This is a genomic window from Streptomyces sp. NPDC031265, from assembly GCF_055570295.1.
The window spans coordinates 87,288-111,260 of the sequence record NZ_JBVIHM010000011.1 but is presented as its reverse complement, the minus strand read 5'-3'; the positions used below and the strand labels follow the sequence as shown (position 1 = coordinate 111,260).

The window sequence follows — 23,973 nt, the reverse complement described above, 5'->3', positions numbered from 1 at the left end:
GCCTATGCAACGGGCTTGGCGGCACTTTCGGTTCCCGGTGCCTTCGCCGGCTCGGCGGGGGCGTCGGGTGCCGTGGTCTCGGTGAGGCCCGGGCCCGGCCGCCCCAGGCCCGACGAGCCGATGGCCATCAGCACGGAGAGCAGCGTCGCCAGGCCCGCGGTGGCGAGCGCCGCCTTCCAGTCCACGTCGAACAGGTTGGTCGCCCCGGCCGTCAGGACCGCCGCGAGCGACTGGGCGAACGTCCGGATGGCCCGCTCGGCAGTGGCCTTCCAGAAGGCTTTGGTGAACATGGAACGCTCGCTCTCTCGTACGTGGTCAGTGCGCGGTCAAGTGGTGCGGACGCAAAGGGGGTTGAGGGTACGGGATGTGACGTGGGCGGAGTTCAGGCAAGCGGAGTCGAGGTGTTCCTGGCATACCGCGTAACGCCCCACGCCGACAGGGCCCGCACGGTGGGGATCGGCTGAGTTCGCCCAGGGCGTGTCATGAGCCGCGGTCGACGCCGCCGACGGGCACGAGCTGCCGGGTACGGACGGCGGGTCAGAGCGCTGTCGCGGCCAGCCACATGTCGAGCGCCGCGCGCTCGCCCGTGACCGTGAACTCCTCGCCTCCGGGCCCCCTCCGCCCGTACACGCGCAGCAGCAGTTCGCCCGCCCCACCCTCGACAGTGACGGTGGCGTCGCCCCCAGAGACGTCGGACCCGCTCGCGCCGCGTGCGTCCTCGCAGGTGTCCAACGCGGTGACCAGCCCCGCCGGCGCCTCCGCCAGCACCTCCGTCAGCGCCTGTTCGAGCGCCTCGCTCATCCGCTTCCCCCTTGCCGTCTCCACCCGACCGCGTGACACTACCGCGCGGTACGATCACTCCGCCATGGAGATGAATGCCAGCTACACAAGCTTTGTCGCAGTCGGCGATTCCTTTACCGAGGGCATGTCCGACCTCCTGCCCGACGGCTCCTACCGCGGCTGGGCGGATCTGCTCGCGGCCCGGCTCGCCGCCCGGACGCCCGGCTTCCGTTACGCCAATCTCGCCGTACGCGGAAAGCTCATCGGCCAGATCGTCGACGAGCAGGTCGAGCCCGCAGCCGCCATGCGGGCGGACGTGGTGACCCTGGTGGGCGGCCTCAACGACGCCCTGCGGCCCAAGTGCGACATGGACAGGGCGCGCGGGCTCCTCACCGAGGCCGTCGAGAAGCTGGCGCCGTCCTGCGGCCGGCTCGTCCTGATGCGCAGTCCCGGCCGCAACGGCCCCGTGATGGAACGCTTCCGCCCCCGTATGGAAGAGCTCTTTTCACACATCGAAGACCTCGCCGCCAAGCACGACGCGCTCGTCGTCGACCTGTACGGCGCCGCCGTGCTCGCCGATCCGCGCCTGTGGGACGTCGACCGCCTCCATCTGACCGGCGAGGGCCACCGCCGGGTGGCCGAGGCGGTCTGGCAGAAGCTCGGGCTCCCGGCCGAGGACGACTGGCTCGCCCCGCTGCCGCGCGGGCCGCAGCCGCGCTGGGCGACGCGCCGCGTGGCCGACGCGCGGTTCGCCCGGCAGCACCTCGCCCCGTGGATCGGCCGCCGCCTCACCGGCAGGTCCTCGGGCGACGGCCGCCCGGCGAAGCGCCCGGAGCTCCTGCCGTACGACACGACCCCACGGGCGGATGAGGAGCCGGGGACGGCGTCCGGCGACGTGACCGCGCTCTCGTAGCAAGCCACAAACCGGGCCGGGGCGCTGGCCTGCAGAAATCGCCAGTAGAATCTGGTCACGTGACTGCTGTGTCTGCGAAGCCTCGCATCCCCAATGTCCTGGCCGGCCGCTACGCCTCCACGGAGCTGGCCGTCCTCTGGTCCCCCGAGCAGAAGGTGAAGCTGGAGCGTCAGCTCTGGCTCGCCGTGCTGCGCGCGCAGAAGGACCTCGGGATCGAGGTGCCGGACGCCGCCCTCGCCGACTACGAGCGCGTACTCGACCAGGTCGACCTCGCGTCGATCGCCGAGCGGGAGAAGGTCACCCGCCACGACGTGAAGGCCCGGATCGAGGAGTTCAACGCCCTCGCCGGACACGAGCAGGTCCACAAGGGCATGACCTCCCGCGACCTGACCGAGAACGTCGAGCAGCTCCAGATCCGGCTCTCCCTGGAGCTGATGCGCGACCGGACCGTGGCGGTCCTGGCCCGGCTCGGCAAGCTCTCCGGCGAGTACGCGGAGCTGGTCATGGCGGGCCGCTCGCACAACGTCGCGGCGCAGGCCACCACCCTGGGCAAGCGCTTCGCCACCGCCGCCGACGAGCTGCTCGTCGCCTACGGCCGCCTGGAGGAGCTGCTCGCGCGCTACCCGCTGCGCGGCATCAAGGGCCCGGTCGGCACCGCCCAGGACATGCTCGACCTGCTCGGCGGCGACGCCGCGAAGCTCGCCGAGCTCGAACAGCGCATCGCCGGCCACCTCGGCTTCGCCCACGCCTTCACCTCCGTCGGTCAGGTCTACCCGCGATCGCTCGACTACGACGTCGTGACCGCCCTGGTACAGCTCGCCGCCGCGCCCTCCTCGGTCGCCAAGACGATCCGGCTGATGGCCGGACACGAGCTGGTCACCGAGGGCTTCAAGCCCGGCCAGGTCGGCTCGTCCGCGATGCCGCACAAGATGAACACCCGCTCCTGCGAGCGCGTCAACGGCCTGATGGTCATCCTGCGCGGCTACGCCTCGATGACCGGCGAGCTCGCCGGCGACCAGTGGAACGAGGGCGACGTCTCCTGCTCGGTCGTCCGCCGCATCGCGCTGCCCGACGCGTTCTTCGCCTTCGACGGCCTGCTCGAGACCTTCCTCACCGTGCTCGACGAGTTCGGCGCCTTCCCCGCCGTCGTGGCCCGCGAGCTGGACCGCTACCTTCCCTTCCTCGCCACCACCAAGGTGCTGATGGCGGCCGTACGTGCCGGGGTCGGCCGTGAGGCCGCGCACGAGGTCATCAAGGAGCACGCCGTCGCGTCCGCGCTGGCCATGCGCGAGCAGGGCGCCGAACGCAATGAACTCCTCGACAAGCTGGCCGCCGACGACCGCATGCCGCTCGACCGCGCCCAGCTCGACGCCCTGATGGCCGACAAGCTGTCCTTCACCGGCGCCGCGGGCGACCAGGTCGCCGTTCTGGTCTCCCGTATCGAGGAGATCGTCAAGCAGCACCCGGCCGCCGCCGCGTACACCCCCGGCTCGATCCTCTGACCCGGACCCGGGCCACCGAAGGCGTAAACGGCACCGACGGGACCACTCGATGACTCCCGAAGAGCTCCAGGCCGCCCGCGACAACGTCATCCCCGACGTGGCCGCGGGCGGCCTGTCCGTGCTCTTCTGCGGCATCAACCCGAGCCTGATGTCCGGCGCGACGGGCCAGCACTTCGCCCGCCCGGGCAACCGCTTCTGGCCGGTCCTGCACCTCTCGGGCTTCACCCCGCGCCAGCTGAAGCCCTGGGAGCAGAACGAGTTGCTCACCTACGGCCTCGGCATCACCAACGTCGTCGCCCGGGCCACCGCCCGAGCCGACGAGCTGAGCCCCGAGGAGTTCCGCGAGGGCGGCCGCATCCTCACCGCCAAGGTCGAACAACTCCGCCCGCGCTACCTCGCCGTCGTCGGCGTCACCGCCTACCGCACCGCCTTCGACGACCGCAAGGCCCGGATAGGCCCCCAGACCCGCACCATCGGCGAGACCCGCGTCTGGGCCCTCCCCAACCCCAGCGGTCTGAACGCCCACTGGACGGCACAGACGATGGCCGAGGAGTACGGCCGACTCCGAGCGGCGGCGGAGGCCGACACAGTCACCCCCACCGCCTGACCACCGACAGCCCGGCGGCCGGCAGCCCGGAGCCGACAGCCCGGAGTATCGGCACCTCGCCCCCGGTCCAGAGCGTGCGCCCCCAGATCCTGGCCCAGCGCTCGTGGCCCGCCTGGAGCACCACGGGGTCGGGCACGGCATCACGCGAGTCCAGCGCGACCCCGCACACCCGGCAGAGCTCGTACACCTCCCGGCCGTTGAACCACCGCACCACCCCGTTGTCCCCTACACACGCCCGGCACGCCGGAGCTTCCCCAGGGACGAGGACGGAGCCCAGGACACGCTTCACCACAACCGGCAGGGGCTCAGTGGGATGGAACCCGGGGTCGGGACAGTGGACAAGACTCCCCCCGCTCCCCCGTCCGGCGTCCCGCCAACTCCCGTCCGCCCGAGTGTTCCGCCGCCCGGACGCCTTCTCCCCCCGACGCCGCGCCATGTACGCCGCCTCGTCCTCCAGCCACAGCACCCGGGCCGTCTGCAACTCCTCGACCGCCCGCACCAGCGCACCCGGATCGGACTCCAGCCGCGCGGGCACCCCCGCACTCCGGCACAGATGGTGGTAGGTCGCCCGGAACCCGTACGGCGCGAACATCACCACACACGTTCGCAGGCTCGCGTGCCGCGCACGCGCCGACAGCCCCGTGTCATGCACCCGTTGGCGATGTGTCGCAAAACCGCTCATCCGGCGAGATTACGTTCCCGCCCGATCGAGCCGCATCCGACTTACGTGGCACGACCACCCAGCCGCCGCCCCACACCGCCGTGCCCCCGAGCACCGCTCCGCCCCACCCCCTCCCTCACCCCGCTGCTTGCGGCCCCCGCCTCCGCAGACGGATGTCCGTGTCCATGGCATAGCTCTGCGTCCAGGTGCGGCCCGCGTCCGACTTCCAGGTGACGTGCGCCGTCGAGATGGCGCCCTCCACCTTGACGCGGTCCACGGTCATCGACCGGTCGCCGTCCCGTACGTCACCCCGCCGCAGGTCCTGCGCCTTGACCGACACGGGCTCGCTCGGTGCCAGGTTCTCCGCTTCGTCCGCCGCCCGCACCAGCGCCGCCGCCAGCTCCCGGGCCTGCGCCGGGGTGAACTCGCCGACCGACGCCTCACCACCGCCCGCGTAGCCGGTCATCTGCACCACGCCGTCCGCCACGACGGACACTTCCGTCGTCCCGCCGCCCAGATCCGCCACTGCGTACGTCATCACGATCTCCTCACCCGCCGGCAAGAGACGGCGACGCCCCAGGACGTTACGCCACGTCGGCCCGCCGGCCCGTCACCCGGCGGCCCCGCCCTCGCCTCCTACGGGTTCACGGCGGATCGACCTCCGTCACCACTGCCATCAGCTGGAACTCCAGCTCCGTGTCCCACTGCGAGACCCCGACGGCGACCCAGTGGCGGTCCGCCCGCCAGAGGTGGAGGTACGGGACGCTGTTGCTCAGCTCGCCCCACGGCTCGGCTATCTGCTCTCCTTCCATGCCCCGGGTCAGCAGGCTCCAGAGGCTGAACATCTGCGCCGCGCCCCACCGCTCGCTCAGCAACTCGGCCAGGGCCTCGCACTCCGCTTCGTACTGCTCTTCCACTTCGACGCGTCTGCTGCCGTCGTCGTCCCAGAAGTCCTCACTGGTGCTGAGCTCCACCAGGTGATAGCCGGGTCCGCTGGTGATCGCCCCCGACCTGCCGCGCTCCGCGGGGAAGTCGCGGACGCGAAGCAGGTCGATCACTTCGAGATGCCGTGCGGTGGTCATGCGGTCAGTAAACCCGCCGCCACTGACAATTGGCCTCTCAGGCGTCCCGCCGCCGCAGCGCCCACCAGCCCGCCGCCATGGCCAGCCCGCTCCACGCCACGAGCACCGCCATACCGCTCCAGGCCCCCAACGGCCCTTCCGGGTGGAGCAGCAGGATCTGCTGGCCGGCCCGGTCCGGCAGGAAGTCCGCGGCACCGCCGCCCTGCGATACGTCCCCGACCACGAAGGGCAGGATCAGGAACAGCGGTACGAGCATGCTCATTGCACCGGTGACACTCCGCAGCAGGGCCGCGAGGCCCGCAGCCAGCAGGCTGAGCAAGGCCAGGTAGAGGGCGCAGCCGACCACCGCCTGAAGTGCTCCAGGATCACCGATGCCTATGCCGAATCCCTTGTCCATGAGCGCCTGGCCGGACAGGAACGAGATCAGGCTGGTGACGAGGCCGACGGCGAAGACGAGACCGCCTATCACGGCCAGCTTCGCCCCGTAGAACAGCCCCCGGTTGGGCACGGCGCCGAGCGAGACGCGTATCCCCCCGTTCTTGTACTCCGCGGCCATCGCTATCGCCCCGAAGGTGAGTGCCGCCATCTGCCCGAAGTTCAGGCCGTAGTACGAGAACAGGATGGGGTCGAAGTCGGTGCTGTCCGGCTCCGGGCGTCCCAGCGTGGCGCAGACGAGGATGGTCAGTCCGGCTGTCGCCAGGAACACCGATATCAGCGAGCCGACGAGGGACCGGAGCGAACGGACCTTGATCCACTCGGCGTGGAGAACTGCGGGGAACGACACGGCTCATACCTCCTGGTCGGTGGTCGAACGGACAGAGCGGTCAGAATGGGTTGACTGGCGGGAAGGGGCGGGAGGGTTGGGGCTGTCGGTGCTGCCCGACGAAACGGACACGAACTCCGCCTCGTCTGCCGTGAGGTCGAGATAGGCCTGCTCCAGCGTTGCCTCCTCCGTCGCGAGTTCAAGGATCGGGATGCCTTCCGCCGCGGCGATCGGGCCCACGTCCTCGACCCGTGCGCCCTCGACGATCCAGCGGCCGTCCTCACCCTGGACAGGTGCGAAGCCGCGTGACGTCAGGAGGGTGTGCAGGCGGCTGCCTTCGGTGGTCCGCAGACGCACTCGCGGCTGAATGCGCGAGTCGATGAAGTCCTGCATGGGCGTGTCGGCCAGTAGCCGTCCTCGGCCGAGGACCACCAGGTGGTCGGCGAACGAAGCGGTCTCGTTCATCAGATGGCTGGAGACCAGGACGGCTCGGCCTTCTCGTGCCAGACCGCGCATCAACTCCCTTATCCAGATGATCCCTTCCGGGTCGAGGCCGTTGGAGGGCTCGTCGAGGATCAGCACCTCGGGATCGCCGAGCAGGGCCGCGGCGATCCCGAGCCGCTGGCGCATACCGAGGGAGAAGGTCTTGATGCGTCGGTTCGCGACACGGGCGATCCCCGCCTCCTCCAGCACCTCGGCCACGCGTCGGGCCGGTATTCGGTTGCTGGCAGCCAGGGCCCGCAGATGGTTCCGTGCGGTGCGCGAGCCGTGCGCGGCCTGGGCGTCGAGCAGTGCGCCGACGTGGCGCAGCGGCTCGTCGTATTCCGCGTACGGGCGCCCGCCGATGGTGGCGGTGCCCGACGTCGGCCGGTCCAGGCCCAGAACGAGCCGCATGGTGGTGGACTTGCCGGCGCCGTTGGGGCCGAGGAATCCGGTGACCTGGCCGGGCCGCACGCTGAATGTAAGGCGGTCCACGGCACGGGTGGTTCCGTACTCCTTGGTGAGCTGTTGGACGTCGATGCTGGTCATGTCTCAACATTCGCCGTCGTGGCAGGTCCCGGGCCTCCCCCGTGCGTGGGGATCATCTCCCCCGCGCGGGGGAGACGCGCTGATCCGGTCGCTGGCACGATGACGACATGTTCCGCTTTCTCCGCCCGCTGGGCCGCTCTGTGACGTACACGCGATGGCTGCATCTGTCGATGCCCGTAGCGGTGTACGGCATTTGGCTGTTCATTGATATGGAAAAGCCTTATGTCCCGTTTCTCGCCCTGCTGTTGATAGGGCTGATACCGGCCGTGCGCCTGGCCGAGGGGATGCAGGTCCAGTTGCTCGTCGTGCCCAAGGAGCGGGGGCGGCACGACGCGACCGTCTCCGCGGCCCCGTCGGCCAGTTGGGGTGAGCGCTGGCGGACAGTCATATGGCTGGAGATCCGGCTGGCGCTCGCTCTGGTGACCATGGTGATATCGGTATGGCTCCCCATAACCGCCTACGAACTGGTCACCGCCCCCATGGGCCACGGGGCGAGCGAGGTCCCCGTCCTGCGCGACGCGGCACCGCACTGGTGGTGGTGGCTGCTGGCTCCGCTGCCCGTTCTGCTCATGCTCGGCTGTGTGGCGGGCGTCGGAGAGCTGGACGCCGCCATCGCCCGGCGGCTGCTCGGCCCGTCGAAAGAGGAGCGGCTGACCGCGCTGGAGGAGCGGACCGAGCGGCTGCTCGAACGCAATCGGATCGCCCGCGAGATCCATGACTCGATCGGACACGCGCTGACCGTCGCCGTGGTGCAGGCCGGCGCTGCCCGGGCGGCGGGCGACCCGGCGTTCACCGCCCGGGCGTTGGCCGCGATCGAGGAGACGGGCCGGGCGGCGCTGGACGACCTGGAGCGCGTGCTGCTCGTGCTGCGCGAGAGCGGGGGGCCGGTGGGGCAGCGGCCGACACTCGACGAGGCCGACCGGCTGCTCGAATCGGCGCGGGCATCGGGGGCGAAAGTGGAGTCCGAGCTCAGCGGCCCGCTGGCCTTGGTGCCGGGTCCGGTCTCCCGGGAGGGGTACCGGATCCTTCAGGAGGCACTGACCAATGTGCTGCGGCACTCGGGACCGGTGCCCGTGCGGGTGCGGATAGCTGTGCTGGGAGAGCGATTGGAGCTCGATGTGACGAATCCGCTGGCGGGTTCGATGCCCAAGGTGCAGGGCGGCAGCGGTCTGCGCGGCATACGCGAACGGGCGGCGCTGCTGGGCGGCGAGGCCCGGTCGGGTCCGCAGGAGGGGGAATGGAGGGTGCGCGTCCGGCTGCCGCTGGACGGCCTACGCTGACCGGATGCCGGTTACCGTTCTTCTCGTCGACGACGAACCCCTGGTCCGTGCGGGTCTGCGTGCCGTACTGGAGGCCCAGCCCGACATCGAGGTGGTGGGTGAAGCCGCCGATGGCGCCGCCGTCATCCCGCTGGTGCGCCAGCTGCGCCCCGATGTGGTGGCGATGGACGTCCGGATGCCGTTGCTCGATGGGATAGAGGCCACTCGGGCGGTGCTGCGCACGGTGCAGGATCCGCCGAAGATCCTGGTGGTCACGACGTTCGAGAACGACGAGTACGTGTACGAGGCACTGCGGGCCGGTGCCGATGGGTTTCTGCTGAAGCGGGCCCGGCCCGCCGAGATCGTGCACGCGGTGCGGCTCGTCGCGGAGGGCGAATCGCTGCTGTTCCCGGCGGCGGTCCGTTCGCTCGCGGCCGAGTACGGCAACCGGGACGCACGGGCGGCGCTGGACAAGGCAGCGCTCACCGAGCGTGAGGCGGCCGTTCTGCGGCTGATGGCGCGCGGGCTCTCCAACGCGGAGATCGCCGCCCGGCTGATCGTCGGCACCGAGACGGTGAAGACCCATGTCAGCGCCGTCCTGGCCAAGTTGGGCGCCCGGGACCGGACCCAGGCGGTGATCGCGGCGTACGAGTCGGGATTCGTGGCCCCGAGCTGATGCGTCTCCGTGACCATCCGCCACTCGCCGTATACCTGACCAGCGAGTACGATCCGGCAGACACGCGTACGAGCTGGGAGGACACACGTTGGGGCGGCTGACCGGCGGGGATCCCTCTCTGCTGCGGCGGATCAATTCCGCGGTGGTTCTCCATGCACTGCGTGGGGCGGAATCCCCCACTCTGACTGATCTGACCCGGATCACCGGTCTGTCGAGGCCGACGGTCGAGGGTGTGGTCGAGGGGCTCATGGAGGGCGGACTCGTTGTCGAGTCGGCTCCCGAGGAGGGTGAGGCGCGCCGTCAGGGACGGCCCGCACGCCGGTTCAGGTTCCGGGCCGAGGCGGGCCATCTGCTGGGCATCGAGATCGGCCCGCACCGGGTGGCGGCGCTGTTGTCCGGGCTCGACGGGCGGATCGTGGGCGCCGGGGCGCGCGAGGTGTCCGAGACGGCCTCCGCCGATGAGCGTCTGGAGCGGGTTCGGGTGACGGTGGCCGATCTGCTGCGGCGGGCCGGGGTGGCGCGCAGTTCGCTCCGCGCAGTCGGTGTCGGCAGCCCCGGCATAGTGGAGGCCGACGGCACCGTGCGGCTCGGGACGGCGCTGCCCGAATGGACCGGGCTGGCCCTGGGCGAGCGGCTGCGGCGGTCGTTCCGCTGCCCGGTGCTGGTCGAGAACGACGCCAACGCGGCGGCCGTGGCCGAGCACTGGAAGGGCGCGGCGACCGACTCCGACGACATCGTCTTCGTACTGGCCGGGCTGAGCCCGGGAGCCGGGTCGCTGATAGGCGGGCGGCTGCACAGGGGGTTCGGCGGCGCGGCAGGCGAGATCGGGGCGCTGCATCTGCTGGGCCGTGACGTGACGCCGGAGAAGCTGCTGTCGACTACCGGGGAGCCGCTGCACCCGCTGGACGAGCAGGCGGTCGCCGATGTGTTCGCGCTGGCCAAGCGGGGCGACAGCGGTGCGCAGGAGGCGGTCGAGCGGTTCATCCAACGGCTGGTCCACGATGTGGCGGCTCTGGTGCTCGCGCTCGACCCGGAGCTGGTGGTCGTCGGCGGCTGGGCGGCGGGGATCGACGGTGTGCTCGACCCCCTGCGCCAGGAGCTGGCGCGGTACTGCCTGCGGCCACCGCGCGTGACCCTCTCCCTGCTCGGGGAGGCGGTGGTGGCGACCGGTGCGCTCCGCCTTGCGCTCGACCATGTCGAGGAGCAGCTGTTCGCGGTCGAGGGCACGGTGACGGCCCGCCGCTGAGCGGGTGGACGGGCGGGGGCTGACTGCTACGGCGGGAGAGCACGACAGGGCTGGGTCCCGCAATCCCGGGCGACAAGGCAGAGCCACGCCCCAACCCCAACCCCAGCCCCCGGCCTCGAAATCGAGAGTCGACCGGCGTCGACGCCAGCCCGGCCACCCCCAGCCCCCAGCCCCCAGCCCCCACGCGAACGGCCCGCCACTCGTAGAGCGGCGGGCCGTATCAAAAATCGGGGCGCGCGGGGTCAGGAGGCCTGGCGGTCAGGAGGCCTGGCGGTGGCCGTCGTGGCTGATCTGGAGGTCGCCCGAGTCGCCGAAGGTGAGGCGGCAGGTGTCGGCGCGGTAGGTCGCCACCGAGACGGCGACGGTCCGGCCGAGGGAGAAGTAGCGCGTGGTCACGACGAGGACGGGCGCGCCCGGCAGCCGGTCGAGCTCCTTCGCGTCGTCGGCGCGGGCCGAGCCGAGCTCGACCGCGCGGTCCTGGCCCTCCAGGTCGAGGCGCTGGAGCTCGCGCAGCACGCTGCGCGCGCGGGCCGGTCCGGACGGCGCGTCGATCGCGGTGAGGTCCGGCACGGAGGACGCCGGTACGTAGAGCAGCTCCGCGGCGACGGGCTGGCCGTGCGTGGTGCGGATCCGGCGGACGGTGTGCACCTCTTCGAGCGGCTCGGTGTCGAAGAGCCGGGCCACCGCGAGCGGCGGGGTGCCGACGGCGCAGTCGGCGGCCTGCCAGGCGTCACCGGCGGTGCCGGGCCAGTCGTGCTTTTCGGCGCCGACGGAGACACCCACGCGCGGCGGGGCGACGGTCGTGCCGACGCCGCGGCGGCGCTGCAGCCTGCCTTCGAGTTCGAGCTGCTCCAGAGCCTGGCGGAGCGTGGCGCGCGCGACGCCGAAACGGGCGGCCAGTTCACGCTCGTTGGGCAGGATCTCTCCCACCGCGAAGTCCGAGTCGAGCGCCTCGCTCAGCACGGTCTTGAGGTGCCAGTACTTCGGCTCCGGCGCCGTTTCCAGCTGCGTGGTCCCCACCCTGTCCTCCGCAATCGCCGTGCCCCGGCGGCTTTTCTGCGCCCTTGTTTATTAAAGGTTCTTGCACTAACTCTGCGACCATAGGGCGGCACACCCCCTTGGTCAAGACCAATCCTCGTTCCATTACGGAACGAATCCGACCCCTGGCCCAGAGCGTTCACACGACGTTCGCGGTCCCGTGAGCAGGGCGCACCAAAGCACTCCGTGCCCGGATCCGGGCACGGAGTCGTGACTGCTGGGGCGAGTGGGATTAACAGGGCGACTGGTCCACGTACTCCTCGCAGACGAGTGCGGTCAGTTTGTCCGGGTTCCGTACGACGTAGATGCAGTGGATGCGGCCGTCGAGAACGTCGAGCTGCAGGACGCTGTCCGGCTTGCCGTCGCAGAGGACGAGTACCGCCGGGCCGCCGTTGATCTCCGCGATGCGGAAGTCGCCCTCGGGCCCGCCCTCGTGCGACACCGCGTACAGGAAGCGTCCGACCTTGTCGGCGGACTCGATGATCCGCGTCGGGGCCTTGGACTTGCCGCCGCTGTCGCCGATGAAACGGACGTCAGGGGCGAGCAGGGAGAGCATGGAGTCCAGATCGCCGCCGCCCGCGGCGGCCATGAACCGCTCGGTGAGGTCGCGGCGGTGGGCGGGGTCGACGTCGTAGCGCGGCTTGCGCTCGTCGACATGGCGCCGGGCGCGCCCCGCGAGCTGGCGCACGGCGGGCTCCGAGCGGTCCAGGGTGGCCGCGATCTCCGCGAAGGGGAAGCCGAACGCCTCACGCAGGACGAACACCGCCCGCTCCAGCGGCGACAGCGATTCGAGGACGACCAGGACGGCGAGCGAGACGGAATCGGCCAGCATGGCCTGTTCGACCGTATCCGGTACGACGGGTCCGAAATCGGTGGCGACCAGCTCGGGCAGCCAGGGTCCGACGTACGCCTCGCAGCGCGCCTGGATCTGCCTTAGTCGGTCGATGGCGAGCCGGGTGGTGATCCGTACGAGGAATGCCCGCGGGTCGCGCACGCCGTCGCGGTCCTGCGCCGACCAGCGCAGCCATGCCTCCTGCACCACGTCCTCGGCGTCGGACACGCGGCCCAGCATGCGGTAGGCCACGCCCGTGAGGACGGACCTGTGGACTTCGAAGATCTCGGCGGCAGTGGCGGCAGTCACCGCTCCATCCCAGCCGACCGGCAACCGGCTGTCCAGAAGGAGAACCCGCACTGTTCGATTCTTCGCCCCTTGCGCGGTGTCCGAGACGCGCCTCTTGAACTCCAAGCTACCGAAGGGTAGTTGTTGCTGACAGGGTGTCTACCGCCGCCCGCGCGGCGCCGTCCGTCCACGACCGGGAGCAGCAGCATGGCCGAAGAGGTCTCCTTCACGATCGGCTCCCCCCGGGGCAGCCGCACCGTCACCGTCTCCTACCGGCGGGCCGGTTCCGGCGATCCGCTGCTCCTGCTGCACGGTATCGGCCACCACCGCCAGGCATGGGACCCGGTGTTCCACGTCTTGGCCGCCGAGCGCGACGTCATAGCCGTTGACCTGCCCGGCTTCGGCGAATCCCCAGCGCTGCCCGAGGGCGTCTCGTACGGCCTGCGGACGGTCGTGCCGACGCTGGGCGCGCTCTGTGAGGAGCTGGGCATCGAGCGGCCGCACGTGGCGGGCAACTCCCTGGGCGGGCTGCTGGCCCTGGAGCTGGGGCGCGAGAAGCTCGTACGGTCGGTGACGGCCCTCTCCCCCGCCGGGTTCTGGACCCAGGCGGAGCGCCGCTACGCCTTCGCGACGCTGACCGCGATGCGGCGGGGGTCGAGGCTGCTGCCGCTGCCGGTCATTGAGCGGATGTCCAGGAGCGCGGCCGGGCGCGCGGCGCTCACGAGCACCATCTACGCGCGCCCCGGGCGCCGTTCACCCGAGGCCGTCGTCGCCGAGACGCTCGCGCTGCGCGACGCCACCGGCTTCGACGAGACCCTGGCCGCCGGTATCGCGGTCCGGTTCACCGACGACGTGCCCGGAGTTCCGGTCACCGTCGCCTGGGGTACCAAGGACCGGCTGCTGCTGCGCCGTCAGGGGATCCGCGCCAAGCACACCCTCCCCGGCGCCCGGCTGGTGCGGCTGCCCGGCTGCGGCCACGTCCCGATGAACGACGACCCCGCGCTGGTCGCGCGCGTCATCCTCGACACCAGCCGCTGAGCCGGTGCGCTTCGGGCGCCGGCCCAGCACCCCGGCGCCCAGCGCGACCCCGGCACCGACCAGCGCACTGCCCGCGGCCTGCGCCGTGCCGTACGCCCCAGCGCCGACCAGCGGGGCGGTGAGCGCGGCCGACACCGGGATGAGGCCGGAGAAGAGCGTCGCCCGTTCGGCGCCGATCCGCTGCACACCCATGTACCAGCAGACGAATCCGACCACGGTGACGACGGAGGCCTGCCAGACCAGGGCCGCCGTCTCGGTGGCGTCGGGCAGCCGCAGCGCCGCCCGGCCGTCCAATACGAGGGCGAGCGCGGCCGACTCGACGGCCGCGACGCCGCACACGGCCGCCGAGAGCAGCTTGGGGCCGAGCGGTCGCAGCACCGGAACCGCGAGCACCGCGAACCCCGCCTCGCCCACCAGTGCACCCGCCGACCAGGCGATGCCCACCGCGTCGGTACGGCCCCACCCCTGCACGGTGAAGGCTCCGGCCGCCACCAGGAGCGCTCCGTAGAGCACCGGCCGGGTGGGCCGCCGTCCGTCGAGCAGCGGCACGAGGACCGCCACCACGACCGGCGCGCACCCGACGAAGACACCGGGGACGGCGGGCTCGGCCGTGCGCTCGGCGGCCAGCACCGCCAGGTTGAAGCCCACCATGCCGACGGCGGAGACCAGCGCGAGCCTGCCCCACTGCGCTCCGCCGAGGCCGCGCAGCGGCGCGGTGGCGCCCCGGCCGAGCAGCGGGAGCAGCAGCAGACAGGCGAGGCCGTAACGGACGGCCTGGCCGCCCGCGTGCGGATAGTCGCGGAGGACGCTGTTGGCGGTGAAGGAGCCGCCGACGAGGAAGCAGGCGACGGCGGCGAGCGCCGCGCCCCGCAGCTGTGACACGTTCATGAGCCCGACGCTAGGCAGCGCGGTGGCCTTGTTTAAGGTCCACTCCCATGACGCCATCGGGGACCACTTCGCCCTCCGCGCCGCACGGCGCCGACGCGCCGCCGTCGTGGAACGCGGCCTGGGAACTGCTGCTTCCGGCCGCCGCGGCGCCGGCTCGGCAGCGGGGCCGGATGCTCCAGTCGGCGTTCCGGGAGGCCGTGCGGTCGGGGCGGCTGGCGGCCGGGACGCGGCTGCCGTCGAGCCGTGAACTCGCCGCCGACCTCGGGGTTTCGCGCGGCCTCGTCACCGAGGCGTACGAGCAGCTCACCGCCGAGGGCTATCTGCGCAGCGACCGGGGCTCGGGCACCTGGGTGGGCGGGGCGGCGCGCGCCGCCGACGCGCCACGCGCGCGTGATCTGGCTCCGCGCGCCCCGGGCGCCCTCGTCGACTTCCTGCCGGGCACCCCGGACCTGTCGCTGTTCCCGCGTGCCGCCTGGGCCGCCGCGCACAAGGGCGTCCTGGAACGGCTGCCGCACCGGGCGCTGGGCTATCCCGATCCGCGCGGGCTGCCCGAGCTGCGGACCGCGCTGGCCGCGCTGCTCGCCCGGCGGCGCGGAGTGGTCGCCGTCCCCGAGCGGATCGTGGTGTGCTCCGGGGTGGCCCAGGCGACGACGCTGCTCGGCTTCGTACTCGGGGAGCGGGGCGAGCGGACCGTGGGCGTCGAGGATCCGGGCAGCCCCGAGCACACCGCGCTGTTCGCGGCCACCGGCGTACGGACCCGGCTGCTGCCGCTCGACGAGGAGGGCCTGGCGATGGACCCGCTGTACGCGAGCGGGGTACGGGTCGCGGTGACGACTCCGGCTCATCAGTTCCCGTCCGGAATCGCCTACTCCGCGCGGCGGCGGGCCGAACTCCTGGACTGGGCGCGGGCGGTGGGCGGGCTCGTGGTCGAGGACGACTACGACGGCGACTTCCGCTACGACAGGGCTCCGGTCGGGGCTCTCCAGGGGCTGGACCCGGAACACGTGGCGTACACCGGGTCGGTGAGCAAGTCGCTCGCCCCCGGGCTGCGGCTCGGCTGGCTGCTGGCGCCGGAGCGGCTGACCGGCGCGATCGTCACCCGCAAGCGCACCATGGACCTCGGCAATCCCGCCCTCGACCAGGCGCTGCTCGCGGACTTCCTCACCAGCGGCGCGTACGACCGTCAGCTGCGCCGGTGCCAGCGCGCCTACCGGGAGCGGCGGGACGCGCTGGTCGGCGCGCTCCGCGAGCACTTCCCCGGCACCGAGGTCAGTGGCATCGCGGCCGGACTGCACATCATCGCCCGGCTGCCCGCGCGGCACGGCCCGGAGCCCCGCCTCCTCGAACGCGCCGCCCACGCGCGCGTGGCCGTGCGCCCGCTCTCGTACTACAGCTCACGCGGGACCGAAGCGGGAACGGACACCGAAGCGGGCGACGGCGTCGCGCTGGTGCTCGGGTACGCCCATCTGACGCCGTCCGACATCGCGCGCGGGGTGCGGCTCCTCGCCGGAGCCGCACGCGCAGGGACCTAGGGCCTGTCCGGCGGATCTGGTCGGCCTCGGCCCTGGCCGCCCTTTCGATCCTGGTGAGCGGGGGCTTGGCGCGTCCAGCTGCAAGGCGGAGGAAGGCGTCGACGCGATGGGGGTCCCCCTGCTCGAACGAAGTCGAGAGCTTGGGGGGGGTGGGTAACTGACGACAACGCCGCTGGGGGTCCCCCCCTGGCCCTAAAGGCCTTGGGGGAGGGCGTGCCAAGCCCCCGCGTGCCGACGAGATCCGCCGGACAGGCCTTAGGCGCTGGGCTGAACCGCTTCAGGAGTCGGGCCGCGCTGACATCAGGCGTTGGCCCAGCCCCGTTTGGAGAGCACCAACCGGTACCCGTCCGGGTCCTCGATCGTCACGCCCCACTCGTTCCAGTACGGGTTGGGCGACTGGACCCGCTTGCCGCCGTGTGCCTCCAGGCGGGCCACCAGGTCCTGCGGAACCTCTTCGTCCGCGTAGATGACCAGCAGGTCCTCCTCGGTCGGCCGGGGCTCGACGGGAGCGGCCGGCTCGTGGATCAGCTCCAGATGCCAGTCGGCGTCGGGCCAGCCGGCCATCAGCAGCGCGTGCTCGCCGGGGGCGGTGCTCTCCGCGTCGTGCCGCCACACGACGTCGAGGCCCAGGCCCTCGACCCAGAAGCGCTCCGCCGCGGCCAGATCGCGCGACGGACGGGCGATGCGGATGTGTGAACGGCCTCCGACCGGCAAGGGAGCCCTCCTGCGCCTTCGCTATGGCTGTCGTCCGGGGCCGCCGCGACGGCGGCCCGTACCGCAAGGTACCCAACGAAGATCACCCAGTCGATGGTTCCCTGGTCCCCCGCCGCTCGCCCTGGTCCGGCCGTCCTCGGTCCAGCGGCCCAGGGCCAACATCCGGTTGTTCACCTGGGGTTCGCGCACGCGCCGCAGCCGGGCAGTAGGCATGGCACGGATCCGCACGCACCGGACCCCACCGCCCTACCTCACCACGCCGCTCCTGGAGGCGCCTCGATGCCGTACCGCCCTCGGATCTCCTCGCCCAACCGCCGTACCGTACTGAAGGGTTCGCTCGCCACGTCGGCGGGTCTCGCCCTGCCCGCCGGGCTCGCCACGGCCGCGCCCGCGCTGGCGCTCTCCGGGCGGCCGAGCGCCGACTGGGGTGTGCAGGCCGGTGACATCACGGCGTCGTCGGGGCTCGTCTGGGCCCGGTCCGACCGGCCCGCCCGGATGGTCGTGGAGACCTCCGCCACCGAATCGTTCCGCCGCCCGCGCAGATGGCAGGGCCCGCTGCTCGGACCGGGCACCGACTTCACGGGTACGACGCAGCTGCGCGGCCTGCCGGCCGGTGAGCAGATCCACTACCGGGTCACACTCGCCGACCCCGACGACCCGCGCCGTACCGGCAGGCCGGTGTACGGCACGTTCCGCACGGCGCCCGCCTCGCGCCACCAGGACGTGCGCTTCCTCTGGTCGGGCGACATCGCCGGGCAGGGCTGGGGCATCAACCCGGACATCGGGGGTTTCCGCGTCTACGACGAGATGCGGCAGCTCAACCCGGACTTCTTCCTGTCCAGCGGAGACAACATCTACGCGGACGGGGTGATCCTGCCCAGCGTGACGCTGCCCGACGGCCGGGTCTGGCGGAACGTCACGACCGCGGAGAAGTCCAAGGTCGCCGAGACGCTGGCCGAGTACCGGGGCAACTTCCGCTACAACCTGCTCGACGACAACGTACGGCGGTTCAACGCGCAGGTGCCCTCCATCGTCCAGTGGGACGACCACGAGGTACGGAACAACTGGTACCCGGGGCAGATCCTGGACGACGCCCGCTACACCGAGAAGAACGTCGATGTGCTGGCCGCCCGTTCGCTGCGGGCCTTCAGCGAGTACTTCCCCGTCTCCACCCTGCGGCCGGGCAGCCGGGAGGGGCGCGTGCACCGGGTGGTGCGCCACGGGCCGCTGCTCGACGTGTTCGTGCTCGACATGCGTACGTACCGCGACGCCAACTCCCCCGGGCGGCAGGCCGACGACACCGTGGGCATCCTCGGCGCGGAGCAGCTGGAGTGGCTGAAGCGGGAACTCGCGCGCTCCCGGGCGGTGTGGAAGGTGATCGCCGCCGATATGCCGCTCGGTCTGGTCGTCGCCGACGGACCGGCCAACTTCGAGGCCGTGGCGCAGGGCGACCCGGACGCGCCGCTCGGGCGCGAGCTCCAGATCGCCGAGCTGCTGCGGTTCATCAAGCACCGCCGGATCACCGGCACGCTGTGGCTGACGGCCGATGTGCACTACACGGCGGCACAGCACTACGAACCGTCACGGGCCGCGTTCAAGGACTTCGCCCCGTTCTGGGAGTTCGTGTCGGGGCCGCTCGCCGCGGGCGGGTTCCCGGCGAACGCGCTCGACGCGACCTTCGGCCCCGACCAGGTCTTCGTCCACGCGCCGGTGAAGGCCAACGCCTCCCCGATGGAGACCCCGCCGAACTTCGGCGAGATCGAGATCGACGGCGGCAGCGGCGAACTGACGGTGCGACTGCGCGCCCAGGGCGGTTCGGTACTCTTCACCAAGGTCCTCAGGCCAGGGTTGGTGGGGCAGTAGCGACGTACGGTCGGCTACCGGGCAGGCGTTCGTGAGGGCGTACGGCAGTGATGACGTACGCCGGAGACGACGTACGGAGTGCGGCACCGAGCCGGTCATTCCGCGCCACAGTCCGTAAGAAACGGCCAGAAAACCACCAGAACCACACTTAACCCATCAGTCACAAAGCGTTCGTGATCACGCAACACCGCTCGGTCACAGTGATGGCATGACTGAGATGCCTGAGTTGAATGCCCGCAGGAGCACCCGCCGCCATCACTGGCGGCGGGACATGATCGAGCTGGCCGCGCTGTTCACGGCCGTGGCGGTGGCCGACGGGCTGGCGAACATGGTCGCCCACGGGCCCGACGGACCTTTCCTGCTGATCGCCTCGGCGGTCGCCCTGGTGGCCACGGCGGCGTTCCACACGTGGTGGGCCAGGCGCCACAGCCACGCACCTCCGGCGGGCACGCCCGCGGATACGGGCGCGGCGCCCTGCCCCACTGACGCCGCGTCCACCGACGGTTCCGCCGAAGCGGAGACGACGCCCCGCGAGACCTCGCTGTGGCGGATGCGGGCCACCGTGCGGGACGAGCCGGGCAGCCTGGCCGCCCTGTGCACCGCGCTCGCCCACAGCCGGGTCGACATCCTCACCCTCCAGACGCACCCGCTGGCCGACGGCACCGTCGACGAGTTCCTGCTGCGGGCCCCCGCCGAGCTGGCGGGCGACCGGCTCACCCGGGAGATCGCGGCGGCGGGCGGCGGCGACATCTGGCTGGAGCGCGCGGACGCGCACGACCTCGTGGACGCGCCCACCCGGGTGCTCGGACTCGCCACCCGGACCGCGCTCGACGCAGCGGAACTGCCCCTCGCGCTGCGGCAGCTGCTGGGCCGGTGCACCATCCACTCGCTGCCCGCCGTGTCCCTGTCCGGCCGCCCGACCGGTGAGACGGCGCCGATCGAGGGCGTACTCGAATCGACCACCATGCGGCTGCGCGACCCGGACGGCGGGGCCATCACCATCGAGCGGCCCTACCTCCCGTTCACCCCGACCGAGTTCGCGCGGGCGCGCGCGCTGGTCGAGCTGGACGCTCGGCTCGGCCCGCGCATCCCGCGCAGCCAGGACGTCCTCACCCTGCCCGAGGGCAACGAGATCACCGTCCGCCGGGCCGGTCAGGACGACGTCGACGCCGCCAAGGCCATGCACGAGCGCTGCTCCGACCGCACGCTGAGCCTGCGCTACCACGGCCCCGTCGGCGACGCCGACCGCTACCTCAACCACCTGTTCAGCCCCCGCTACGGCCGCACCCTCACCGCCCAGACCGCCTCCGGGCGGCTCGTCGCCCTCGGCCATCTGCTGTGGGACGGCGACGAGACCGAGGTGGCGCTGCTCGTCGAGGACGACTGGCAGCGCCGGGGCATCGGCTCCGAGCTCCTGGGGCGCCTGGTGGCGCTGGCGGTCGAGGCGGGCTGCGAGAGCGTGTACGCGGTGACGCAGTCCTCCAACACCGGGATGGTGGCGGCGATGCGCGGCCTCGGCCTGCCGCTCGACTACCAGATCGAGGAGGGCACCCTGGTGGTCACCGCCCGGCTGCCGAAGGCTCGCGTACCGGCGCTTCCGTCGTCGGAGCGCCCGGCGTTCGCGCGTCCGTCACTGGAACAGCAGGCATCGTTCGAGCAGGCGTCGCAGGCGGAGCGCTGAGCGCCCGGTCCAGATCGCTCCACACGTCCTCCACGTCCTCCAGACCGACCGAGAGCCGCAGCAGGCGGTCGCTCACCCCGGCGGAGCGCCGGTCTCCCTCGGCCACGATGCGGTGGCTGATGGAGGCCGGATGCTGGATGAGGGTGTCGACGCTGCCGAGGCTCACGGCCGGGGTGATGAGCCGGACGCCCGCGATGACGCGGTGTGGATCGCCGTTCACCTCGAAGGAGACCATCGCCCCGCCCACCTTCGGATAGTGGACGCGGGACACCCGCGGGTCGGCGGCCAGTCTGCGGGCCAGCTCCGCGGCGCTGCCCGCGGCCGCGCGCATCCGTACCGGAAGCGTCGCCAGGCCCCGCAGCAGCAGATAGCCCGCGAGCGGGTGCAGGACGCCGCCGGTGGCGAACCGCACCTGGCGCAGCTGCCGGGCGAACGCGTCGTCGCAGGCGACGACCCCGCCCATGACGTCGCCGTGGCCGCCCAGGTACTTGGTGGCGCTGTGCAGCACGATCCGCGCGCCCTGTTCGAGCGGCCGCTGGAGCACGGGCGTGGCGAAGGTGTTGTCGACGAGCAGCGGCACCGAGCCGCAGGCGTGGGCGACGGCCCGGATGTCGACCTCGGCGAGCGTCGGATTGGCCGGGGTCTCCACGATCACCAGACCGGTGTCGGGCCGCAGGGCGTCGGCGATGCCGGCCGGGTCCACCCAGGTCACCTCCGTACCGAGGAGTCCGGCGTCCAGGAGGTGGTCGCTGCAGCCGTACAGCGGCCGGACCGCGACCACGTGCCGCAGGCCCGCCGAGGCCCGGGCGAGCAGCACGGCGGAGAGGGCGGCCATGCCGCTGGCGAACGCGACGGCGCCGTCGGCCCCTTCCAGCCGTGCGAGCGCTGTCTCGAAACGGCCCACGGTGGGGTTGTCGAGGCGGGCGTACACCGGGGGCCCTTCGGGCAGCAGTCCGGTGGCCGCGAAGGCGTCGATCCGGGCTGCTTCGGCCGCGCTGTCGTACGAGGGGTAGGTCGTCGACAGGTCGATCGGCGGAGCGTGCAGGCCGAGTCCCGCGAGGTCGTCGCGGCCGGCGTGGACGGCTTCGGTGGCCAGGGCACGGGGTGCGGCCTGGTCGCGGTCCTGCGTGTGGGAGTCCATGGCGGAACTGTGGAGACGTGACCGGAAATGAGCGGCGAGGTCCGTGCTACGTTCGGCCAATGGCCGATTCTGTCGCACTGGACCCGGTGGATCTGGACATTCTGCGCCTTCTGCAGAACGACGCCCGGACCACCTACCGTGATCTGGCGGCGCAGGTGGGCGTGGCGCCCTCCACCTGCCTCGACCGGGTGACCAGGCTGCGCCGCTCCGGAGTCATCCTGGGCCACCAGCTCCGTCTCGACCCGGCCAAAATGGGCCGTGGCCTGGAGGCACTCCTCTCCGTACAGGTGCGACCACATAGGCGTGAACTGATCGGCCCGTTCGTCGAGCGCATCCGGGCGCTTCCGGAGTCCCGTGCCCTGTTCCACCTCACCGGCCCGGACGACTACCTGGTCCACGTGGCCGTGACGGGCACCTCCGACCTTCAGCGGCTGGTCATCGACGAGTTCACCTCGCGGCGCGAAGTCGCCCGGGTGGAGACGCGGTTGATCTTCCAGCAGTGGGAGTGCGGCCCTCTGCTGCCACCCTCGTCGACACCGGTGTCAACTTCCGCTTCGTCCCCTCTCTCCCCTTCCGCCTCTGGTGGCTGAAGGTCGCCTGTTGGTGACGCGGAGCCTCCGCTCGTACGAGTATGTGGTCCATGCCAGACACTTCCAGCAGCGTGCTGCCCCGCCAGGTCGCCGACGCCTATGTCGACGCACTCATCGAACTCGACCCCATCACCGGTACCTATCTGGGCGTGCGCAAGAGCGCCCGGCTGCTTCCGGACTTCACGCCCGCCGGGCAGACGGCCGTGGCAGACCTGGCCCGCGCGACGCTGGCGCGGCTCGACGAAGCGGAGCGGCTGCCGGGCGCGGACAGCGACTCCGAGCGGCGCTGCGCCAGACTGCTGCGGGAGCGCCTGACGTCCGAACTCGCCGTCCATGACGCCCAGGAGGGCCTGCGCTGCATCAGCAATCTGCGCTCGCCCGTCCACTCGGTGCGCCAGGTGTTCACCATGATGCCGGTCGCCGACGAGGCGGACTGGGCGGATGTCGCGGCCCGGCTCACGGCCGTCCCCGCAGCCCTTGAGGGCTATCGCGCCGCATTGCAACTGGGGCTCGACCGCAAGCTGTTCGCCGGCCCGCGCGCCACGGCCACCTTCACCGGCCAGCTCACCGAGTGGATCGGCACGGACCGCAACTGGTTCGAGGAGTTCGTCGCGCCGGGCCCCGAGTCCCTGCGCCCCGGACTGGACGCGGGCGCACGCGTGGCGGGCGGGGCGCTGGTCGCCCTGCGCGACTGGCTGCTCGAGGTGTACGCGCCCGCGATCGCCGGGGCGCCGGACACCGTGGGCCGCGAGCGGTACGCCCGCTGGGTGCGCTACTTCAACGGGACGACCCTGGACCTCGACGAGGCGTACGCGTACGGCTGGTCCGAGTACCACCGCATCCTCGGTGAGATGAAGGCCGAGGCCGACAAGATCCTGCCGGGCGCGGGCCCTTGGGAGGCGCTGGCCCACCTCGACGAGCACGGCGTCCACATCGAGGGCGTGGACGAGGTCCGCGAGTGGCTCCAGGCCCTGATGGACGAGGCGATCGACGCCCTGGACGGCACGCACTTCGAACTCGCCGAGCGGGTACGGAAGGTGGAGTCGCACATCGCGCCGCCCGGCAGCGCCGCCGCGCCCTACTACACGGGCCCCTCGGAGGACTTCTCGCGCCCCGGCCGCACCTGGCTGCCGACCATGGGCGAGACCCGCTTCCCGGTGTACGACCTGGTCTCGACCTGGTACCACGAGGGCGTTCCGGGTCACCATCTGCAGATCGCGCAGTGGCGGCACGTGGCGGACCGGCTCTCGCGCTACCAGGCGACCATCGGCACGGTGAGCGCCAACGCCGAGGGCTGGGCGCTGTATGCCGAGCGGCTCATGGACGAGCTGGGCTTCCTGCCCGACCCGGAGCGGCGGCTGGGCTACCTGGACGCGCAGATGATGCGGGCGTGCCGGGTCATCGTCGACATCGGCATGCACCTGGAGCTGGAGATTCCGGACCACTCGCCGTTCCGTCCCGGCGAGCGGTGGACGCCGGAGCTGGCGCAGGAGTTCTTCGGGAACCACAGCGGGCGTCCGGCGGACTTCGTGGAGAGCGAGCTCACCCGGTATCTGTCCGTGCCCGCCCAGGCGATCGGCTACAAGCTGGGCGAGCGGGCCTGGCTGATGGGCCGGGAGAACGCGAAGAAGCACCACGGCGACGCGTTCGACGCCCGGGCCTGGCACATGGCGGCGCTCTCGCAGGGACCGCTGGGCCTCGACGACCTGGTGGACGAGCTGTCCAAGCTCTGACGCGGCGTGGGGGGGGGGGGGGGGGGAACCCCCCCCCACCCCCCCCCCCAGACAGGGCAGCGGCCGCCTCCACTCCCCGCCCCCAGGGGGGGGTGCGGGGGACTGGGCCCGCGCGTC

The 23,973-nt window shown here is 71.9% G+C and carries 22 protein-coding genes and 2 pseudogenes; 12 read left to right on the top strand and 12 right to left on the bottom strand.

The window, feature by feature from the left end; all coding sequences use genetic code 11:
* Positions 1 to 2: 2 nt before the first annotated feature.
* Together ACZ499_RS18870 and ACZ499_RS18865 are read right to left on the bottom strand one after the other, a co-directional pair.
* On the bottom strand, positions 3 to 290 hold the full coding sequence (locus ACZ499_RS18870) for a holin (RefSeq protein WP_468676286.1): 288 nt from the start codon (positions 288 to 290) through the stop codon (positions 3 to 5).
* A gap of 247 nt (positions 291 to 537) precedes the next feature.
* A complete protein-coding gene (locus ACZ499_RS18865; protein WP_468676284.1) occupies positions 538 to 801 on the bottom strand; it encodes a hypothetical protein in 264 nt (87 codons plus the stop codon).
* 64 nt (positions 802 to 865) lie between these two features.
* Between ACZ499_RS18865 and ACZ499_RS18860 the strand changes: the two genes are divergently transcribed.
* From ACZ499_RS18860 to mug, 3 genes are read left to right on the top strand one after another with little or no spacing between them, the layout of a single operon-like run.
* Positions 866 to 1,693, top strand: a complete 828-nt coding sequence (locus tag ACZ499_RS18860; protein WP_468676283.1) for an SGNH/GDSL hydrolase family protein — start codon at positions 866 to 868, stop codon at positions 1,691 to 1,693.
* Positions 1,694 to 1,752: 59 nt separating this feature from the next.
* On the top strand, positions 1,753 to 3,195 hold the full coding sequence (gene purB / locus ACZ499_RS18855) for an adenylosuccinate lyase (RefSeq protein ID WP_468409500.1): 1,443 nt from the start codon (positions 1,753 to 1,755) through the stop codon (positions 3,193 to 3,195).
* A gap of 49 nt (positions 3,196 to 3,244) precedes the next feature.
* Positions 3,245 to 3,802 carry a G/U mismatch-specific DNA glycosylase gene (gene mug / locus ACZ499_RS18850; RefSeq protein WP_468676281.1) on the top strand — a complete coding sequence of 186 codons (558 nt, stop codon included), beginning with the start codon at positions 3,245 to 3,247 and terminating at the stop codon, positions 3,800 to 3,802.
* Here mug and ACZ499_RS18845 read toward each other — a convergent pair.
* The 5 genes from ACZ499_RS18845 to ACZ499_RS18825 form a co-directional block, all read right to left on the bottom strand.
* Positions 3,786 to 4,394, bottom strand: a complete 609-nt coding sequence (locus tag ACZ499_RS18845) for a hypothetical protein (protein ID WP_468676278.1) — start codon at positions 4,392 to 4,394, stop codon at positions 3,786 to 3,788. The genes mug and ACZ499_RS18845 overlap by 17 nt on opposite strands.
* Before the next feature lie 205 nt (positions 4,395 to 4,599).
* A complete protein-coding gene (locus tag ACZ499_RS18840) occupies positions 4,600 to 5,001 on the bottom strand; it encodes a hypothetical protein (protein ID WP_468676277.1) in 402 nt (133 codons plus the stop codon).
* 106 nt (positions 5,002 to 5,107) lie between these two features.
* Positions 5,108 to 5,545 (bottom strand): hypothetical protein, encoded by a 438-nt coding sequence (locus ACZ499_RS18835; RefSeq protein WP_468676275.1) that lies wholly within the window; start codon positions 5,543 to 5,545, stop codon positions 5,108 to 5,110.
* A 37-nt stretch (positions 5,546 to 5,582) separates the two neighbouring features.
* Positions 5,583 to 6,329 (bottom strand): ABC transporter permease, encoded by a 747-nt coding sequence (locus tag ACZ499_RS18830; protein WP_468409510.1) that lies wholly within the window; start codon positions 6,327 to 6,329, stop codon positions 5,583 to 5,585.
* A 3-nt stretch (positions 6,330 to 6,332) separates the two neighbouring features.
* Positions 6,333 to 7,337, bottom strand: coding sequence for an ABC transporter ATP-binding protein (locus tag ACZ499_RS18825; protein ID WP_468676273.1), 1,005 nt, complete (start codon positions 7,335 to 7,337; stop codon positions 6,333 to 6,335).
* 107 nt (positions 7,338 to 7,444) lie between these two features.
* Here ACZ499_RS18825 and ACZ499_RS18820 point away from each other — a divergent pair, with 107 nt between their 5' ends.
* From ACZ499_RS18820 to ACZ499_RS18810, 3 genes are all read left to right on the top strand, one after another.
* Positions 7,445 to 8,617, top strand: coding sequence for a sensor histidine kinase (locus ACZ499_RS18820; RefSeq protein ID WP_468676271.1), 1,173 nt, complete (start codon positions 7,445 to 7,447; stop codon positions 8,615 to 8,617).
* A gap of 4 nt (positions 8,618 to 8,621) precedes the next feature.
* Complete coding sequence (locus ACZ499_RS18815; protein WP_101387208.1) at positions 8,622 to 9,272, top strand: response regulator; 651 nt, start codon at positions 8,622 to 8,624, stop codon at positions 9,270 to 9,272.
* Positions 9,273 to 9,360: 88 nt separating this feature from the next.
* Positions 9,361 to 10,518 carry an ROK family transcriptional regulator gene (locus tag ACZ499_RS18810; protein WP_468676270.1) on the top strand — a complete coding sequence of 386 codons (1,158 nt, stop codon included), beginning with the start codon at positions 9,361 to 9,363 and terminating at the stop codon, positions 10,516 to 10,518.
* A gap of 258 nt (positions 10,519 to 10,776) precedes the next feature.
* On the opposite strand, the gene ACZ499_RS18805 is transcribed toward ACZ499_RS18810, so the two are convergent.
* The gene (locus tag ACZ499_RS18805) at positions 10,777 to 11,538 is read right to left on the bottom strand and encodes a GntR family transcriptional regulator (protein WP_468409517.1); all 762 of its coding nucleotides are present in this window, start codon (positions 11,536 to 11,538) and stop codon (positions 10,777 to 10,779) included.
* A 250-nt stretch (positions 11,539 to 11,788) separates the two neighbouring features.
* Positions 11,789 to 12,697: an RNA polymerase sigma factor SigJ gene (gene sigJ / locus ACZ499_RS18800; RefSeq protein ID WP_468676268.1), complete on the bottom strand. Its 909-nt coding sequence runs from the start codon at positions 12,695 to 12,697 to the stop codon at positions 11,789 to 11,791.
* Positions 12,698 to 12,883: 186 nt separating this feature from the next.
* Between sigJ and ACZ499_RS18795 the strand changes: the two genes are divergently transcribed.
* Positions 12,884 to 13,714 carry an alpha/beta fold hydrolase gene (locus tag ACZ499_RS18795; RefSeq protein WP_468676267.1) on the top strand — a complete coding sequence of 277 codons (831 nt, stop codon included), beginning with the start codon at positions 12,884 to 12,886 and terminating at the stop codon, positions 13,712 to 13,714.
* A gap of 531 nt (positions 13,715 to 14,245) precedes the next feature.
* Here the strand turns inward: ACZ499_RS18795 and ACZ499_RS18790 are convergent.
* Positions 14,246 to 14,602: pseudogene (locus ACZ499_RS18790) on the bottom strand (EamA family transporter); the annotation flags it as partial.
* Between the two features lie 47 nt (positions 14,603 to 14,649).
* Here ACZ499_RS18790 and pdxR point away from each other — a divergent pair.
* A complete protein-coding gene (pdxR, locus tag ACZ499_RS18785) occupies positions 14,650 to 16,134 on the top strand; it encodes a MocR-like pyridoxine biosynthesis transcription factor PdxR (protein WP_468676265.1) in 1,485 nt (494 codons plus the stop codon).
* Positions 16,135 to 16,434: 300 nt separating this feature from the next.
* Here the strand turns inward: pdxR and ACZ499_RS18780 are convergent, their stop codons facing one another.
* Positions 16,435 to 16,848 carry a VOC family protein gene (locus tag ACZ499_RS18780; RefSeq protein ID WP_468676264.1) on the bottom strand — a complete coding sequence of 138 codons (414 nt, stop codon included), beginning with the start codon at positions 16,846 to 16,848 and terminating at the stop codon, positions 16,435 to 16,437.
* Positions 16,849 to 17,127: 279 nt separating this feature from the next.
* Between ACZ499_RS18780 and ACZ499_RS18775 the strand changes: the two genes are divergently transcribed.
* Together ACZ499_RS18775 and ACZ499_RS18770 are read left to right on the top strand one after the other, a co-directional pair.
* Entirely contained in the window at positions 17,128 to 18,711 is a 1,584-nt protein-coding gene (locus ACZ499_RS18775) for an alkaline phosphatase D family protein (protein WP_468676262.1), read from the top strand.
* A 208-nt stretch (positions 18,712 to 18,919) separates the two neighbouring features.
* A pseudogene (locus ACZ499_RS18770) lies at positions 18,920 to 20,173 on the top strand (GNAT family N-acetyltransferase); the annotation flags it as partial.
* A gap of 97 nt (positions 20,174 to 20,270) precedes the next feature.
* Here the strand turns inward: ACZ499_RS18770 and ACZ499_RS18765 are convergent.
* A complete protein-coding gene (locus ACZ499_RS18765; protein ID WP_468676260.1) occupies positions 20,271 to 21,533 on the bottom strand; it encodes a trans-sulfuration enzyme family protein in 1,263 nt (420 codons plus the stop codon).
* Positions 21,534 to 21,592: 59 nt separating this feature from the next.
* Between ACZ499_RS18765 and ACZ499_RS18760 the strand changes: the two genes are divergently transcribed.
* Together ACZ499_RS18760 and ACZ499_RS18755 are read left to right on the top strand one after the other, a co-directional pair.
* Complete coding sequence (locus ACZ499_RS18760; RefSeq protein ID WP_385534886.1) at positions 21,593 to 22,123, top strand: Lrp/AsnC family transcriptional regulator; 531 nt, start codon at positions 21,593 to 21,595, stop codon at positions 22,121 to 22,123.
* A 50-nt stretch (positions 22,124 to 22,173) separates the two neighbouring features.
* Positions 22,174 to 23,856, top strand: a complete 1,683-nt coding sequence (locus tag ACZ499_RS18755; protein ID WP_468676258.1) for a DUF885 domain-containing protein — start codon at positions 22,174 to 22,176, stop codon at positions 23,854 to 23,856.
* Positions 23,857 to 23,973 lie beyond the last annotated feature (117 nt).

Bases quoted from the DNA above. Each gene is read 5' to 3' on its own strand.
- ACZ499_RS18870 (WP_468676286.1), bottom strand. From the start codon at position 290: ATGTTCACCAAAGCCTTCTGGAAGGCCACTGCCGAGCGGGCCATCCGG.
- ACZ499_RS18865 (WP_468676284.1), bottom strand. From the start codon at position 801: ATGAGCGAGGCGCTCGAACAGGCGCTGACGGAGGTGCTGGCGGAGGCG.
- ACZ499_RS18860 (WP_468676283.1), top strand. From the start codon at position 866: ATGGAGATGAATGCCAGCTACACAAGCTTTGTCGCAGTCGGCGATTCC.
- mug (WP_468676281.1), top strand. From the start codon at position 3,245: ATGACTCCCGAAGAGCTCCAGGCCGCCCGCGACAACGTCATCCCCGAC.
- ACZ499_RS18845 (WP_468676278.1), bottom strand. From the start codon at position 4,394: ATGTTCGCGCCGTACGGGTTCCGGGCGACCTACCACCATCTGTGCCGG.
- ACZ499_RS18840 (WP_468676277.1), bottom strand. From the start codon at position 5,001: ATGACGTACGCAGTGGCGGATCTGGGCGGCGGGACGACGGAAGTGTCC.
- ACZ499_RS18835 (WP_468676275.1), bottom strand. From the start codon at position 5,545: ATGACCACCGCACGGCATCTCGAAGTGATCGACCTGCTTCGCGTCCGC.
- ACZ499_RS18825 (WP_468676273.1), bottom strand. From the start codon at position 7,337: ATGACCAGCATCGACGTCCAACAGCTCACCAAGGAGTACGGAACCACC.
- ACZ499_RS18820 (WP_468676271.1), top strand. From the start codon at position 7,445: ATGTTCCGCTTTCTCCGCCCGCTGGGCCGCTCTGTGACGTACACGCGA.
- ACZ499_RS18815 (WP_101387208.1), top strand. From the start codon at position 8,622: ATGCCGGTTACCGTTCTTCTCGTCGACGACGAACCCCTGGTCCGTGCG.
- ACZ499_RS18795 (WP_468676267.1), top strand. From the start codon at position 12,884: ATGGCCGAAGAGGTCTCCTTCACGATCGGCTCCCCCCGGGGCAGCCGC.
- pdxR (WP_468676265.1), top strand. From the start codon at position 14,650: ATGACGCCATCGGGGACCACTTCGCCCTCCGCGCCGCACGGCGCCGAC.
- ACZ499_RS18775 (WP_468676262.1), top strand. From the start codon at position 17,128: ATGCCGTACCGCCCTCGGATCTCCTCGCCCAACCGCCGTACCGTACTG.
- ACZ499_RS18765 (WP_468676260.1), bottom strand. From the start codon at position 21,533: ATGGACTCCCACACGCAGGACCGCGACCAGGCCGCACCCCGTGCCCTG.
- ACZ499_RS18760 (WP_385534886.1), top strand. From the start codon at position 21,593: ATGGCCGATTCTGTCGCACTGGACCCGGTGGATCTGGACATTCTGCGC.
- ACZ499_RS18755 (WP_468676258.1), top strand. From the start codon at position 22,174: ATGCCAGACACTTCCAGCAGCGTGCTGCCCCGCCAGGTCGCCGACGCC.